Origin of the sequence: Pseudoalteromonas sp. P1-25 (assembly GCF_001401805.1) — a bacterium.
Taxonomy (GTDB): Bacteria; Pseudomonadota; Gammaproteobacteria; order Enterobacterales; family Alteromonadaceae; genus Pseudoalteromonas.
This window is the reverse complement of record NZ_LKDW01000014.1, coordinates 46,269-61,869: the sequence shown is the minus strand read 5'-3', so window position 1 is coordinate 61,869 and position 15,601 is coordinate 46,269. Positions and strand designations below refer to the sequence as shown.

Annotated in this window: 15 protein-coding genes; 4 read left to right on the top strand and 11 right to left on the bottom strand. The window is 40.2% G+C overall.

Features of this window, described 5'->3' with window-relative positions:
• Nucleotides 1-56 precede the first annotated feature (56 nt).
• Nucleotides 57-683 carry a TetR/AcrR family transcriptional regulator gene (locus tag AN393_RS10625; RefSeq protein WP_055018021.1) on the top strand — a complete coding sequence of 209 codons (627 nt, stop codon included), beginning with the start codon at nucleotides 57-59 and terminating at the stop codon, nucleotides 681-683.
• Nucleotides 684-724: 41 nt separating this feature from the next.
• Here the strand turns inward: AN393_RS10625 and AN393_RS10620 are convergent, their stop codons facing one another.
• The 6 genes from AN393_RS10620 to AN393_RS10595 form a co-directional block, all read right to left on the bottom strand.
• Nucleotides 725-1,828 carry a HupE/UreJ family protein gene (locus tag AN393_RS10620; RefSeq protein WP_055018020.1) on the bottom strand — a complete coding sequence of 368 codons (1,104 nt, stop codon included), beginning with the start codon at nucleotides 1,826-1,828 and terminating at the stop codon, nucleotides 725-727.
• Complete coding sequence (locus AN393_RS10615) at nucleotides 1,825-2,853, bottom strand: lipopolysaccharide assembly protein LapB (RefSeq protein ID WP_055018019.1); 1,029 nt, start codon at nucleotides 2,851-2,853, stop codon at nucleotides 1,825-1,827. Before AN393_RS10615 ends, AN393_RS10620 begins: the two co-directional genes overlap by 4 nt.
• A gap of 56 nt (nucleotides 2,854-2,909) precedes the next feature.
• Nucleotides 2,910-3,413, bottom strand: coding sequence for an Ig-like domain-containing protein (locus AN393_RS10610; RefSeq protein ID WP_055013808.1), 504 nt, complete (start codon nucleotides 3,411-3,413; stop codon nucleotides 2,910-2,912).
• A gap of 10 nt (nucleotides 3,414-3,423) precedes the next feature.
• A complete protein-coding gene (locus AN393_RS10605) occupies nucleotides 3,424-5,016 on the bottom strand; it encodes a DUF4331 domain-containing protein (RefSeq protein ID WP_055018018.1) in 1,593 nt (530 codons plus the stop codon).
• A 149-nt stretch (nucleotides 5,017-5,165) separates the two neighbouring features.
• Nucleotides 5,166-5,849, bottom strand: a complete 684-nt coding sequence (locus AN393_RS10600) for an anti-sigma factor domain-containing protein (RefSeq protein ID WP_055013806.1) — start codon at nucleotides 5,847-5,849, stop codon at nucleotides 5,166-5,168.
• Nucleotides 5,846-6,370, bottom strand: coding sequence for a sigma-70 family RNA polymerase sigma factor (locus AN393_RS10595; protein WP_055018017.1), 525 nt, complete (start codon nucleotides 6,368-6,370; stop codon nucleotides 5,846-5,848). The genes AN393_RS10600 and AN393_RS10595 overlap by 4 nt, the downstream gene beginning before the upstream one ends.
• Nucleotides 6,371-6,819: 449 nt before the next feature.
• Here AN393_RS10595 and AN393_RS10590 point away from each other — a divergent pair, with 449 nt between their 5' ends.
• Nucleotides 6,820-8,439 carry a diacylglycerol kinase family protein gene (locus AN393_RS10590; RefSeq protein ID WP_055018016.1) on the top strand — a complete coding sequence of 540 codons (1,620 nt, stop codon included), beginning with the start codon at nucleotides 6,820-6,822 and terminating at the stop codon, nucleotides 8,437-8,439.
• 38 nt (nucleotides 8,440-8,477) lie between these two features.
• Here the strand turns inward: AN393_RS10590 and AN393_RS10585 are convergent, their stop codons facing one another.
• Both AN393_RS10585 and AN393_RS10580 read right to left on the bottom strand, forming a co-directional pair.
• Nucleotides 8,478-8,786, bottom strand: coding sequence for a VF530 family DNA-binding protein (locus tag AN393_RS10585; RefSeq protein ID WP_055018015.1), 309 nt, complete (start codon nucleotides 8,784-8,786; stop codon nucleotides 8,478-8,480).
• Between the two features lie 54 nt (nucleotides 8,787-8,840).
• Nucleotides 8,841-9,143 (bottom strand): DUF1496 domain-containing protein, encoded by a 303-nt coding sequence (locus AN393_RS10580; protein ID WP_055018014.1) that lies wholly within the window; start codon nucleotides 9,141-9,143, stop codon nucleotides 8,841-8,843.
• A 117-nt stretch (nucleotides 9,144-9,260) separates the two neighbouring features.
• Here AN393_RS10580 and AN393_RS10575 point away from each other — a divergent pair, with 117 nt between their 5' ends.
• Nucleotides 9,261-9,494: a TIGR02647 family protein gene (locus tag AN393_RS10575; RefSeq protein ID WP_055013801.1), complete on the top strand. Its 234-nt coding sequence runs from the start codon at nucleotides 9,261-9,263 to the stop codon at nucleotides 9,492-9,494.
• Here AN393_RS10575 and maiA read toward each other — a convergent pair.
• A complete protein-coding gene (gene maiA, locus AN393_RS10570) occupies nucleotides 9,491-10,120 on the bottom strand; it encodes a maleylacetoacetate isomerase (protein WP_055018047.1) in 630 nt (209 codons plus the stop codon). The two genes, AN393_RS10575 and maiA, sit on opposite strands and share 4 nt — an antisense overlap.
• A gap of 5 nt (nucleotides 10,121-10,125) precedes the next feature.
• Nucleotides 10,126-11,424 carry a homogentisate 1,2-dioxygenase gene (gene hmgA, locus AN393_RS10565; protein ID WP_055013799.1) on the bottom strand — a complete coding sequence of 433 codons (1,299 nt, stop codon included), beginning with the start codon at nucleotides 11,422-11,424 and terminating at the stop codon, nucleotides 10,126-10,128.
• 414 nt (nucleotides 11,425-11,838) lie between these two features.
• Between hmgA and AN393_RS10560 the strand changes: the two genes are divergently transcribed.
• Nucleotides 11,839-12,264, top strand: a complete 426-nt coding sequence (locus tag AN393_RS10560) for a MarR family winged helix-turn-helix transcriptional regulator (protein WP_055013798.1) — start codon at nucleotides 11,839-11,841, stop codon at nucleotides 12,262-12,264.
• 101 nt (nucleotides 12,265-12,365) lie between these two features.
• Here the strand turns inward: AN393_RS10560 and AN393_RS10555 are convergent, their stop codons facing one another.
• Entirely contained in the window at nucleotides 12,366-15,509 is a 3,144-nt protein-coding gene (locus AN393_RS10555; RefSeq protein WP_055013797.1) for a TonB-dependent receptor, read from the bottom strand.
• Nucleotides 15,510-15,601 lie beyond the last annotated feature (92 nt).

Here is a 15,601-nt window from a genome sequence, read left to right as displayed (position 1 = left end):
TTAAGATCTGCAATGTTCTTACCTATTATGTATGCGTTTAATACTGGAGTTAGGTTATGAGCACTAAGGCCAAAAGACATGTAGACCCAGCCTTAGCCCAAGCCAGGCGCGAACAGGTGCTTAGTGCTGCCGCAGAGTGCTTTAGACGTAAGGGATACCATGGCGCAGGTATGGCCGAAATTTCCCGAACTGCAGGTATGAGCGCTGGGCATATATATAACTACTTTGAAAGCAAAGAGGCAATAATTGAAAGTATTATTGCTAAAGACATGGAAGAAATGTTCTCTATCTTTCAGGAGTTTGAAGATCACCCTGGTGATGTTTTGCAAGCGCTTATAGATGGCTTAAACATGGGTGTGCAAAGGCATATGGATACCGGTGCTTGTGTCATTGATTTAGACATGATGGCGGAAGCAGGTCGCAATAATAAAGTGGCCTTGCTTTTGCGCGATATGGACACTCAAGCACGCTCTCGAATGCGCCAACTGCTCACCAGTGAGCGGAGTGCGCTTAAAAACACGGATGAACAAGAGCTTGAAAGCCGCATTAACGTCATTTTTTCGATGATGGCGGGGTTACTGCTACGTAAAATGCTCTACCCTGAACTCACCGAAGAAACGGTTTTAATCGCACTAAGGCCTGCAATGAAAACCCTGTTATTGCCGTTCGATAAAGCCCAGTAATGGAAAATAAAAAAGCGAGTCATCGTACTCGCTTTTTAGCATTAAATTCGCTCTATACACCACATTAAAGCCATTGCGGCTATTGCAAGCGAACCTACGGGCATTACCCATTTTATGTAGGTAGGCTTATCTCGCACGATAAGTAATAGAGGTAGTGCTAGACACAAAATACTCAATTGTCCCAGTTCAACCCCTAAGTTAAATGCTAAAATACTCAATAGCTGATAATCACTCGATAACCCAAGCTCACCAAGCACACTGGCAAAGCCCATACCGTGTAATAAACCAAATGCAAACGTTAGCCAGCCAAGGCGCAATATAACTGGCCATACGTTATTTAAAGCTGCAAATAATACTGAAATTGCAATACCAAGCTCTACCCAGCGGCTATTTGGCGACACCATATTAAGTGCTGTCGCTGTTAAAGTAAGTGAATGGGCGAGGGTAAATGCCGTTACAATCCAGGCTGTGTGCTTAATTATTTGTTTTTTAGAGGCGATTGCCTGCCATTGTTTGTTAGTGCGATACAATACACAGGTTAAAAGTAAGGCAATTAAAAATAAAATATGGTCAACACCAATCCAAATATGTAATACACCTTGGTAAACATATTGGTTAAATGTACTTAGGTAACTTGCTTGCTGTGTAGAAAACGCCTGTTGTTGCTCAGCTTTGGTAAATACGCGCGATACTTGGTTTACGTTAACAATCACCTTGTGATTAGCATCGTACTCAAAAAAAGCACTGTAGTTAAGGGTGATATCGGCATTATTGGCGCAACTAAATAGCAGCGGTAAAACTAAATAAGCCTCATTAAAATGGTTATCTAATTGGTAGTTATCAGCAATTGTTAGCGGGCAAGTTTGCAAGTTTTGTAAAACAGTAAAATTAGATTTTGCATAGCGATTAATGGCTTCGCTTTGTGACTTAAGTTCGGCCCAGCTTATTTGTTGGTCTTGGTTTAAATCAAGCGCAACGCTTTGTTCTAAATCGTTAATATTTATTTGCCATGTACCGGTATATTGCTGTGGATTTTGCGCGTTATCTAAAGTGATGTAACTGGTACTTAGTTGGTGTGCATGGGCACTAAAAGTGCACATTAGTGTAACAAGTAAAGCGGTTAAAAAAGAGCTTAATGTTTTCATAAGGTGTCCCTAGCCATGGCATTAGCTTGGTGTAATAGGTGTTGATCTGTGCTCATTTTTGCTTGCTGCCAATTTATATTTGCCCAATATTGTGCCTTGGCTTTATCTACTTGTACATGAATATAATAGTTAGCTAAATCATTGGCATGAAAAGTATCTTGTCGTTGTTCTCGTAAGTTAACTCGTTGCTGCATACGTGTTTGCCACTGATCACTAACTTTATGTGTGCTGCGTTTTTCAGCTATGGCGAGCCGAAGTAAAACAGCATCTTCAAGTTGACTCTTTAAATTACTAAATTGACTCAAGGTATTAAGTACCTGCTCAGGGTTGTTTTGGCTTAGCTGTATATCAGCCCATAACACAATGAGGCTCACAGGTGCTTTGCTTAAATCAATACTGTTAATGTGCTCAAGCGCTTCATTGAGCTTGTTAAGCCTAAACGCCATCTCACTAAGTACCTGTTTGGTTGTTAAGCTTATGTTTTTATTTTGAGTAATATCAAGTAATGATTGATAGCTTTGCTGTAATTGACCTTGCTGACTTTGAATATCAAGCACACAGGTTGTTGCACTGATAACGCTTGCTGCACCAATAAGAGACACACAGTGTTGCTTGGCTTGTTCAAACTTACCTTGTGTCATCAACATATTTGCCAATAAAAGATGGGTATTAACATGGCTTGGGTGTTTTTCTATTACAGTATTTGCAACTTTAATAGCGCGTGTAAATTGATGCTCTTTTTGTAACACTCTTGCATATAAATAGCCTATTTTTGCTGTGGGTTCTTGTTTATAAAGTGCCGCTAAGCGGTTTTTAAGCACGCCTTGATAACGCTCGGTTTGCCCTATGTATTGGCTGTTTAAAACCAAAGTGTTGAGTTGCTCTAGTGTCAATTTAGCGCTAATTGATGAATTACTGGTTGCAATAATATCGTTATCTTCTGGAATTATGGGCTCTGCATCAGCATTACTTACATACAGTGCAGCGCAAAAAACAAAGAGCATTTTTTTATAATAACCGCGCATCGTTTTATCCTCTTAAAAAAGCCATCCATGGCCATCAGCTTAAATTATTTACTCTGTTAGTTACCTGATGAAATAGTACTTACATCGGTATCTGTATTGGTAAAAACACGTCCGTTGGTCGATAGTGGCTCATCGTTAGGGCTTTGATTAAATGCATCACTGGCAAATTGTGCAAAATCTACTTGCAAAGCCTCAATGGTAATATCAACCATAGCTGTCACTTGCTGGTTTACCCCATCAGATACGCCAAACATAAAGCTGTCACTGCCTGTTGCTTCTTTATTGGGTGTATAGGTAAAGCTGCCATCACTATTAACTACTACATTGCCCAGTGTAGGCTCTGTTGTGAGTTCATAGGTGAGTGAGTCGCCATCGGCATCACTCGCTACTAACGTGTCGTTAATTTCAACTTCTGTTTGTGTGGTTAACATTACATCGCTTGCACTGGGGGCTGTATTTACCACCGGTGTAGGCTGCTTATTGTCATCATCGTTGCTACATGCGCTAAGCGTTAGTGCGCCCAGTAGTACACCGATATGAGTAAGAGTTAAATTACGCATACGTTACTCCTTATTTAGACCCTGCAAGTGGGGTGGCTAAGTATGGGAAAGCGGCATCCATCATGCTTGCATCAACAGGCGCACCATCAGTAAATGGCACTGTACCTACATCAGCATCTTCTGGTGTACACAGCCCTAAGTCGGTGTCTTCACCATTTACTGGGATAGGGTGACACAAACGACCCATTACCACGCGAAGTGCAATATCTACTACATCATCACCTGGGCGACGGCCATTTGGAAAGCCCGCTAAATCATCACCAGCAACACCAAATGCAGATTGATCAGCCTGTGCTGTGGCTGCAATTGCGGTATTTAAGCGTAACATTTCTGAAGGCGTTACCGTTGCTTGTTGGTTTACTCCAGCAAAACCGGTTAAAAATGCGGTGATTAAATCGGTACGCGGAAAATTAGTGGGGGCGAGGGTTTCTAAGTTAGCGCCAAGTGTGGTATTTACTGCATCTTTAAATAAAATATTTAAAAGCTCAGGTAAAGAGGGGTGCGAAACATAATCTAAAAATTGCGCATCATCTTTAGGGTGAGCTGTTGAGAAGGTATCTTTGTCTTTAATACCAATAACAAGCTCGTTAACTAAAGGGTTACCTAAGCGTGAAACCTGTGTTAATGCACCGCCATTTACTGCGTTATCTGCAAACTTAGCGTTCGGGTTTAAAATGCGTGCTTGCGGTAGGCTTGCTGTTGTCCAAGAGCCAATTACGCCGTTGCCATCACCCACAATACAGCTTTTAGGCATTTCAATGGCAATTGATGTCACATTTTTATCAATAAGGTCATCATTATCAGCCGATTGTGTAATTCCCCCAGGAAAACCACCACCATCGCCCGCACCTGGCGCACTATCACCTTCTACAGGCACATAGTTAACTAAATCAAAAGTTTTACCTAAGTTAACAACAAATGGGTCTTTGCGCTGACCAACAAACACTTTGGCCATATTGTCACAGCCCGGTACAGACACTTGGTAAACAAACTGATCGGCATAAGTTTGGTAATCAGCCATTGAACCAAATGTTTTATCGCCTACATAATCTAGCGGTTTGTTGAACGTGGTTGAGCTGGTGGTTGTATTGCTTAGTGTGGTACTGGTACCTGTGCGTTGTGGGCCGTTAATCATGCTTAGTGTATATGACTCACTAAAATTTGCAGCGCTATCATCACCAGCTGCAACGCCACCAACATTTTTAAGCGGTACAGATACAGTGCGTTGATTACCTTCTGGGCCAACAGTTAACTGAACACCCTGGTTATCGTTTGGCAGCATACTGGTAAAATTAAAGGCAAAAGTAATATCTTCTACTGCATCACCATCATTATCAATATGAATACTGTAGGTTGCATCTGGGTCCATAGCGAAGTAGTTAGGGCCGCCATAGGCATCTTGTAATGGAATATAATTGGCAATAAACGTAACGTAATCGTTTCTGCCTGCTTCATAACTATTAAATACGTAAAAGTCGGTAGAGTCTAAGGTTGGAAAGCGGCTAATATTTGGCGCTTCACGATGACTTGATGCCTCGATAGAGGTGCTTACTAAGGTACTGCATACTACTACTGCGAGTATAGATGGAGTTAAAGCTTTCATGACTTTTTCCTTTAGTTTTGATTGGAGTCATAACTAATAACGAAGCAAAAAGCACATTAGATGCAAAAAAGTTAAAATATTTTTAAGTTTGTTAAAAAGGTAGGGTGGGTTGGCCTAAATAGATAAGCCAACCTAATGCGATTATTGAGTTATAAAACCACTAAATCTGTAGTATATAACACTTGGGTTGGTAGGCCGTTGGGCGAGCCACCTAACGGCTCTAAACTTACTGCAAGTAGAGCAATATTTAGGGCATTAAAACGAGCGTCTTTTATTAAAAGCTTTTCACCTTGTTTAGGTAATAAACCAAGCGAAATAGGCGTGTCCTGTCCTTGTAAAATCATCCACAGCTCGTAGTCTTTATCTGTTTGCGCAACCAATTTGGAACTAGCTTTAATTGATAATGCTTGCTCGTCCACATTAATAATCCACAGTGATTGCTTATCTTGGTTTTGTACAAGCGCAATCTGCTGGCTATCTTGCAGTTGTGTTACTGGTTTAATAACTACAAATGCTAAAATAATACAGGCCGCTGTGGCTATAAACGACCAAGTACGCCATACCGATGGCGCCGGTTTTATAACTGTTTTAATAGGCTGAGCATTGCTTTCTATTTTATCTAAAATGTGCTGCCAAACATGCTCATCGGGTGCTTGTGGTGTAATTGCACTGGCTAAGCCATTTAAATTTTGCTCCCACATCATAGTGGCTTCTCGGGCTTGCGGTAAACTGAGCATTAAGCGTTGAAAACGCTTTCGTGCAAGGCCATTTAGAGTACCTAGCACATATTGCCCTGCTAAAGCATCAAGTAGTTCTGGTTTGTTATAGTTCATAATGTTAAACACCTCTGCAATTGCTGCAAACCACGCCTTATCCAGCTTTTAACTGTGCCTAAAGGCGTTTCTATATGATTGACCAACTCACCATGGCTTAAGCCTTTGTAATACGCTAGGTGAATGGCTTGTTTTTGCTGTGGGTCGAGTTGCTCAATGCAATTTACAAGTTCGGTTTGATCATCGTAGTTAATGTCTAAGTCTTGTTCATCATATTCCTCATCGCCTATGGCTTGTTCTTTTCTGACCTTATGATAGCGCAGCGCATCTAAGCTTCTGTACCGTACTATGCTTATCATCCAACTTATTACGGTGCCTTTAGTCGGGTTGTATTCTGACGCGTTATGCCAAATTTTTATAAATGCTTCTTGCAATACCTCTTCAGCGTGCGCTCGATTTGAGAGCATATTTAAACTTATTGCAAATAACTTAGCGCTTGTTTGCCGGTATAAATCGGCAAACGCAGCTTTATTACCTTGTGCTGTTTTACACAAAAGAGGAAGTAGATTGTCGTTTTCCATAGGGTTCCTGTTATTTTTATTATTATTGAGGCGCATTGCGCTGTATTAATTAAATTTTTACCTAGAAACATATTAAGTCTCGCGTGATAAACACTTATCGACTAGATATAAATGTAACTAAAATATAAACACACTCTCAATAAACGTGTGAGAAGGGCGATTGGATGCAAAATGTTGAACTGTTATTTATCTTAGCTGCTCTTAACTAAGAGACAAGTTTTAGCCATAAAACAAACGCATAGGGCGAGTGAGAAAAAATGACCCAGAACTGTGTAAAAAACGGCTAATATGGCCAATTTCTTTAAAGTTGAAGATTTTAACCTGTTTAATATCAACCAGTTATATTTATTTTCAAGTTCTAAATACAATTTTTGTTGGCCTGTAAATTGCAACTACACTTATAAACAGCTGTAAAAATTTGCCAAAACAGTAAAAATAAAGGAGAAAATATGTGGGCTGCAACGAGTTATTTAATTTTAGCGTTAATTTTTATATGGATAGGCTGGGAGGTTAACTCGGTTTACTTTGCAGTGGTGTTTTATTGGAGTGCCTTGTCGTTAATACTTGTCAGTGGCGCTTATATTTTTAATTTGGCAAAAATTTTTAGAAAGCGCGAAAATGGCATCATTCCTTTTTATATTCGTTGGGCTTTTGTGCCCTTTTTATTAGGTGCCCAAATTTACAATGCGTATTCTCGCAAGCACGATAAAGTCCCTCCCATTCAAAAAATTAACGAGCATTTATTTTTAGCATGTCGATTGTTTCCCTCTGATATTGATACGTTAAAAGAAAACGGCATAACAGCAATATTAGATGTAACGTGTGAGTTTGATGGCTTGGAGTGGAGCTCAACCCAAGAAAATATTAGCTATTTAAATATCCCGGTGCTTGATCATAGTGTGCCAACTCATTCGCAATTAAACCAAGCCATTAACTGGATACATCATCATATTAAAGAAGACCGCCGAGTGGTCGTTCATTGCGCACTAGGAAGAGGGCGCTCAGTATTTGTGATGGCTGCATATTTGTTGAGCCAAGATAAAAATGCAGATGTACATCAAATACTTGCACAAATTAAAGAGACACGTGAAACCGCAAACCTTAATAAACACCAACTTCGCCATTTGGCTAAACGACATAAAAAAGGGGAGCTTGTTATAAAAAACAAAGCGGTATTAATAGCAAACCCAGTGTCGGGCACCAAAATGTGGCAAGATAAAGAGCCCTTAATAGTGGCTAGGCTGTCGGAATATTATGATTTAAACGTTTTAACTACCTCTAAAGAAGTAAATGGAATTGAACTTGCTAAACAAGCTATTAAAAATAAGCCAGACATAATAATTGCCTGTGGCGGTGATGGAACCGTGACAGAAGTAGCTAGTGTGTTGGTAAACACTCAGTGCAAGCTGGGTATTATCCCAATGGGTACAGCCAATGCTTTAGCCCATGTGCTTATGGGTATTAGCTCTAAAATAATTCCTGTTGAACAGGCCTGCGAATTAATTATAGATGGGCAAACTCATACAATAGATACCGCCTACTGTAATGACGAGCTCATGCTGTTGTTAGCGGGAATTGGTTATGAGCAATCGATGATTGAAAAAGCCGACAGAGATTCAAAAAATAAATCGGGTCAGCTTGCTTACTTAAACGGCTTTTTTCAGGCATTTAGTGAGCAAAAAGCGCAAACACTCTATGTAACTCTTGATGATAACCAAACCCAAGAGGTGCACACAAATAGCTTTATTGTTGCTAACGCAGCCCCTTTTACCACGTTGTTAGCGCAAGGGGGAGGACAGCCTAATCACGAAGATGGTTTATTGGACATAAATTGGCTGATACCGAGCGAAGAAAACACAACCAGTGTGCTTAGTATTGCTGAGTTGATGTTTAGTAGTATTACACAAACGCAATTAGCTATTAGTTCGCATCATACCAACGCTAAAAAAGTAACGATTACTGCAGATGAAGAAATCAAGTATGTATTAGATGGTGAAATAAAAACAGCTGATACGCTTACTATTACAATTGACCCTGCCTCATTAAATGTAATTAGTAAGGAATTATAAAATACAAAATGCACGTATTTAACGTGCATTTTTGTGTATTACTTTTTAATGCTTGGCCAAACAAAACCGCTGCTATTGCTTGAGCTAGTAGGCTTAGAGCGCAGAGCGCTTTTGGGTTTACGCAGCGGTTTGTTACTTAGCGTATGTAAGTAGAGAGCTTCAACTTTATCGCGTGCCCAAGGGGTTTTACGTAAAAATTTTAAGCTTGATTTAATGCTTGGCGAGTCGGTAAAACATTTAATGTTTACTTGCTCGCCCATGGCTTTAAAACCTAAACGTTGTTCAAGCTCTACTAAAATTTGTTCTAATGTTACCCCGTGAAGAGGATTCTTTGGTTGATTATCCATAGCCATACTACTTATTTAAACTGTGCGCATTGTAGCGTAAATCCGCATATAGCGCTAATTGACCCTAATGGTTTTAGGTTTTATGGGGTAAACAAGATTGCCTTTTTTATCTAATTTTAACCAAATGAGCTTACTGTTATTATGCTGAGGGTTACTAGCCGCACATACTAAGGTAAAAGAATGTACTTGTATCAGCGCACCTTCACTATAACGTTTGTTATCGTACCAACAAATATTACCAGCGTTAATAACCTCGTTAGCGTCAATAATAGAATGTGTTTTAACTGTTTTAGCATCGCTACTAGGGGAAAGAGTTAACGCAATTGTAAAAATAAATAAAACCATAATATGGCGCATGAGCCACCTCGAATTTTGATAGTTTAAAAATAGTACACACGATTAAAAAACATGCTAGGGTAAGTAATAGCGTTATACAACACTGACTTAAACACACAACTATAAAAAGGTGAAGACATGCGATTTAATCAAATAATGATAGATGAATTTACGTTATTAGCTAAGTTTCCTAGGGATAGCAAAATGCAGGGGATAAAGTTACATTCTGACGCAGAGCCTAATTTATTAAGTGCGGCGCAACGCTTATTTGATAAAGGCGTAATAGATAGCCCAGATGGTGGCTATTTGACCGATCTGGGCTTAGATTTAATAGAGCATGTAAGTGTTATTCACAGCGCTTTAAAAAGTTAAACTGCATCGCGTTGATTTTGCGGCGCTGCTTCATTAAAAGCGGGCAGTGCATTACAGCGTGCATAAATGGCTGCAATTTTTGGATACGCAGCCATATCTACATTAAAACGCAACGCATTAAATACCTGTGGCACTAGACAAATATCAGCCAGTGATGGTTTATCGCCTACACAAAAATCACAGTCTTCGCTTAGCATTGATTCAATTTTTTCAAACCCGACCTCAACCCAATGTCTGTACCATTTATTTTTCGCCTCGTCATTAACGTTCAGTTCATTTGATAAATACTTTAAAACACGTAAATTATTTACAGGGTGAATATCACACGCTACGGCATAACTTATGTTACGAATCTGCGCTTTTTGCCATGCATTCCCATAAACCAGAGGCGTTTGCGGATAACTTTCATCTAACCATTCTAATATAGCAAGTGATTGCGCTAATACACCGTCCTCTGTTTCAATAGCGGGTAATAAACCTTGCACGTTTTTATCTAAGTAAGGCTGAGCTAACTGCTCAGATTTAAGTAAATTAACAAATTGTATATCGTGTTCAATGCCTTTTAAATTAAGTGCTATGCGAACACGGTATGCAGCAGATGAGCGAAAGTAGCTGTAGAGTTTCATTGTCATTATTCCTCGCCTGTAAAGTGTTTAGTGATACTACGCCAACATTGAGTGTAATTAGATTGGCGCTCTTTTCCTTCAAGGGCATATTTAGTGGGCGATATTATGTAACGAGACTCAAACATAAAGGCCAGCGTGTTCTCGTATTTTTGTGGTGTGAGCTCAGCATTAGATGCTTTTTCGAATACCTCGGCTTCAGGCCCATGTGGCGACATGCAATTATGCAAACTAGCGCCTCCTGGTACAAACCCGTGCTCTTTTGCATCGTAAACCCCTTCTATTAAGCCCATAAACTCACTCATAATATTGCGATGATAATAAGGAGGCCTAAACGTATTCTCTGCTACCATCCAACGTGGTGGAAAAATTACAAAATCCACATTTGCCATGCCCTCAGTGGCTGAGGGAGAGGTAAGTACAGTAAATATTGAAGGATCTGGGTGATCAAAACTTACAGTGTTAATAACATTAAAACGGGCTAAATCGTATTTGTACGGGGCGCTGTTACCAGTCCATGCAACCACATCAAAAGGCGAATGAGTGACCGAGCAACTAAAGAGATTACCATTAAATTTAGTCACTAATTCAAAGTCACCTTCTTTGTCTTCAAATGACGCAACGGGGTATTTAAAGTCTCTGTCGTTCGCGTAGCCATTTGCACCAACGGGGCCGCGCTCGGCGAGCTCAAACGCATGGCCATAGTTTTCACAAATGTAACCACGTGCAGTTTCATCTATTAAATCAACCGAGAATTTAATCCCGCGAGGAATGACGGCAATTTCCCCCGGTTTTACAGTCAGCTTTCCGCACTCAGTGTGTAATAGCAACTCGCCATGCTGAGGCACAAACAACATCTCACCATCGGCATTACAAAAGTAGCGCCCTTGCATAGAATTATTAGCCACATAAACATGAATACCAATACCCGATTGACCATTGGCATTGCCATTTGCAGCCATTGTAATTAACCCATCAATAAAATCAGTAGGCTTTGAGGGAATATCAATCGGGCTCCAGCGCATCATCGTAGGGGGCGTAATTGCTTCAGTTATAGGTGCTGTTCTGATTAGTGCATTATCTATTGCAGTATAGTCACCTTGTACCACCGATGGACGAAGGCGGTACAGCCACGTACGACGATTAGCGGCACGCGGCGCCGTAAAGGCCGTGCTGCTAAATTGCTCGGTGTATAAATTATATTTAACTTTTTGTGGGGTAAATTGCCCAACAGGCAGTGCGCCGGGAAGCGCTTCGGTTTCAAACTCATTGCCAAAACCGCTCATGTAGTTTATTTCGCTGGCCATAATATGATCCTGTAAAAGTGACAGTGTTTTATCTTTCTAGGGCCGTTTATCTTTCGAGGTTGAATTTGCAGCAGTCTGTTTGGTAATTAGGCAAGGCAGAGCCTATGCAGTGTGGTTGTTCCCCATAAATAGGCGATAATGTAGCATAAATGCCAAACAGGCGCTGCCCGAAGGGTTCTGCCTAGGGGTCATTTACTCTTTGTTGCTCGGTTTTTACTTAGCCCACTAGGTTACAAACCTCGCGCCGCGATTAAATGGCCCCTAGATTGAACAAATTTCAATCCTGAAAGGTCAACAGACCCTAATTAGTTTAAAGTACTCTCATGTGAGAGTAATTTCAAATGGGCGCATGTTTTAGCCTGTAAATTAAAATGCACAGTTTTCATGGTGTGTAAATGTGATGAGAAAGCAATAATGAAAATAGATTTAGAGCACTTTTTGCCCTATCAGTTAAACCAAATGGCAAATCACATAAGCGATGATTTTGCGCGTGTTTATCAGCAAAAATACGACTTAACGATTCCTCAATGGCGGGTGTTGGCAAACTTGGCGCAATATGGCAAAAGTAGTGCTAAAGATTTATGTACACAAGCCAATATGGACAAGTCAACGGTTTCGCGAGCTATTAAATCATTGCTACAAAGAGGGTATATAGAAGCTGAATTAAATCAGCAAGATAAGCGAGTAACTCAGGTTATGTTAAATGAGCAAGGCAATGCAATTTACAAGCTGATAGCGCATGATGCACAAAACTGGGAAGCGCAATTAGCTAAAAAATTTACCAAGCAACAACAAGCACAATTGCTAAATTTACTAAAAGAGCTAAAAGGGGCTTTATAATCCCAACCCTTAAATTCGATCAGTTAATTAGGCGGATTGGTATAAAAAAAGCCCATCAGTTGATGGGCTTTAATAAACATTTAGTCTTTATACTAATGAGATTAGAAGGTGTAACGTACACCTACACGCATTTGCCATAAAGACGCATCAGTTTGTACTGATGTATTTGCATTGTTTTCGTTAAAGCCAGAGTATACGTAACGGCCTTGCTCATCAATTGATGTTGAAATCATGCTAGCGCCAACGAAAGGACCTTTTTTAAGTACGCCCCAATCATCGTTTAATAGGTTAGTTAAGTTATCAATTACGAAGAACGCTTCACCTTTATGGCCATCCATAAAGCCTGGTAATTCTTGAGTAACTTTAAAGTTAAATTTAACAAACCAATCTGAGTTTTCAGCATTACGGCCAGTGATTTCACCGCGCTCTAAACCGTTAGACGCGATAAAGTCGTTAAACGCGTTAATTTCATCAGCGCTCATGTCGTAAACAACGTTAGGATCGTTTTCAAGTGGTACGTAAAGTAATTGACGATCGCCATTCCAGTTAGCATCGCCCCATACATTTTCGTCGCTCCCATCAAATGTGTAGCTGTATGGTAAGCCTTTGTATGCTTCACCGTATAGGTTAAAGCGAGTAGCAAAACCATCAACAAACTCATGCGTGTAGCCAAGCGTCATAGTAAAACGATGTGGGATTTCGTAATCTGATGATGCAACACCAGGGTTACCAGGATCCGTTAGCGCAATATTACCGTAGTTTGAGCCCGCAACAGAGCTTGTCATTGGGTTAACATCGTCTGAATCTGTGTACGCGTAACCAAAGTTAACGCTTACGCCATTGTCAAACATTTTGCTTACAGCTAATGAAATAACCGATGAATCACCGCTATCACCACTTACATTTGTAAGAAGGTATTCACCATCACGGCCTTCGATTGACTCGTAAATAGGACGACCATCAAATGTAGTTTCGCCCGAATCCTGAAGTGCGATGTCGCGCATTAAGGCAGCATCTTTCTTCTTAGAGTATAAGTAATCAAGTGAAATTACATACTCGTTTTCAGTTGTGTATGTTGCACCGATTGAGTATTTCCACTCAGAAGGGATTTCAAAGTCTGGGTCAACTGCATTTACTGTAGCATCACCTGAGCCAATTACAGTGTTAGCAACTTCATCAAACATCTCTTGCGGTACTTCAAAACCAGGCGTGCCGCCATTTACGTTTGGCGTGTTGAATAAATCAACCGAGCTGCGGAATGTACCGATGTTTGTAATACCATCGTTAGAGTAAGAGTTAGATAACCACACATTTGGGTTACCACCAGAGAATAAGCCAACACCAGCACGAACTTCTAACTCGTCTGTTGCATACCACTGGAAGCCAACACGTGGTTGAAGTAAATCAATACCATCAAACGTGCTTTGGTTACTAAAACCATAGCGGTCAGTATAGTTTTGGTTAAAGTTTGGTACGTCATCACTTGTGTATTTATCGTAGCGTAAACCAAACGTGATGTTTGCATCTAAGTCTGTAAATGCGTATTCGTCTTGAACATAAAACGTATGCTGAGCGTATGAGAAACTTGCAGCCGCATCGTTAGGATCATTAGTACCGGCAGCATTGTTGTAGTAAACAGCGTTTGCGATACCTTGCTCAAATAAATCAATACCCGTTACGTCTGAATCTCTTTCGTTATAGAAACGGTACTCGCCTTCAGTATGCTGTACGAATAAGTTAAATACTTCTAACTCTTCAAACTCATAGCCAGCTGTAATGGTATGTTGGTCAAGGTAGTAAGTACCCGCTACTTTAAATGTAGTGGTATCGTAATCTAGATCATTTGATTGACGAGAGTCATCTGGGCCAATGTAAACTGTACCACCGTTACCTGTGCTTATTTGCATTTCACCAAAGCTGCTTGCAGCATCAAGTGATTGTACCGTTGCATCTAGTTCTGATTTACCAATACGAACTTCAGTTGAAAAATCATCTGACCAATCTGAGTATACTGAAGCAATGATTGAAGTAAATTCTGCACTTTGGTCGTAAAAGTGGTTTGATAGTGAAACACGGCTAGAACCAGTGTCTGACTGTGAAACTGTATTACCGTCGTTGTAGTTGTAGATTAAGTTTGCACGGTGATCTTCGTTGATGTTCCAATCTAATTTAACTAAGATTTTTTCATCTTCAACAGGCATACTTGAAGGCATACCGCCTACGTCATAGCCATATACAGTTTGAGCAATGTTTGTAATACGAGCAATATCATCTGCAGTTACACTGCCGCTGCTTAAACCGTCGTAGTTAAACTGTTGTACACCTTCAAGCTTTTCGTATGAAGTGAATAAAAACAGTTTATCTTCGATTAACGGTAAACCAACGTTAAAGCCGTAACGTTTTTCGGTGTAGTTACCGTTATCAACGTCTTCGCCTTCGATTTTATCGCCTTTTAATGAATCGCTTGTGTAATCATAGAAGATGCCACCGTGAACTTCATTTCCACCTGACTTAGTTACCGCATTGATGTTACACGAAGTAAAGCCACCGTACTGTACGTCAAATGGTGCTAGCTCAGCTGAAACCTGTTCAATTGAATCAAAAGAGAAAGGTGCACGAATAGTTGGGTAACCGTTAGAGCTTAAACCAAAGTTATCGTTCATACGAACGCCATCAAGCGTTAAGCTGTTGTAACGAGGGTTACCACCACCACAGTTAATTGAACCACGGCTATCGTCAATTGTGATACGCGGGTCAATACGAATGATATCTTTTAAATCACGGTTAATAGCAGGCGTGTTTTCAAGATCAGTTAATGTAAATGTAGATGCTGGACCAGTTCCACCAGACATAGAGCTGATAGGCGCGCCAGTAACAACAATTTGCTCCATGCTTGATTGTGGCTCAAGTGAAGCATTTACTGGGTAATCGTTACCGATATTAAGGATAATGTTATTGAATTCTTGGTCAGCATAGACATCAGAATCAACAATTACCTTGTACGGACCACCAACACGAAGGCCTTTAGCAGTAAAGTAACCCGCATCATTCGCTTCAGTTGTTTTAACTGAACCAGACGGTACGTGTAAAATTGTTATTTTAGTACCTGGAGCAGGGTTACCATTTGGACCAGTAATTTGCCCTTTAATCGCAGAGGTGGTTTCGTTGGCGAATGCAGCGCCACTTACACTAACACATGCAGCGATAGCAAGTGAGAGTGCTGTTTTTTGAAGTTTAGTCTTCATTTTCATTTCCCGTGAAAGTTATAATTAAATTGTTATTTTAAGTCGTATAACCCCAGCGTTTTTCACTAAGGGTATACTCTTGTAATATGCAA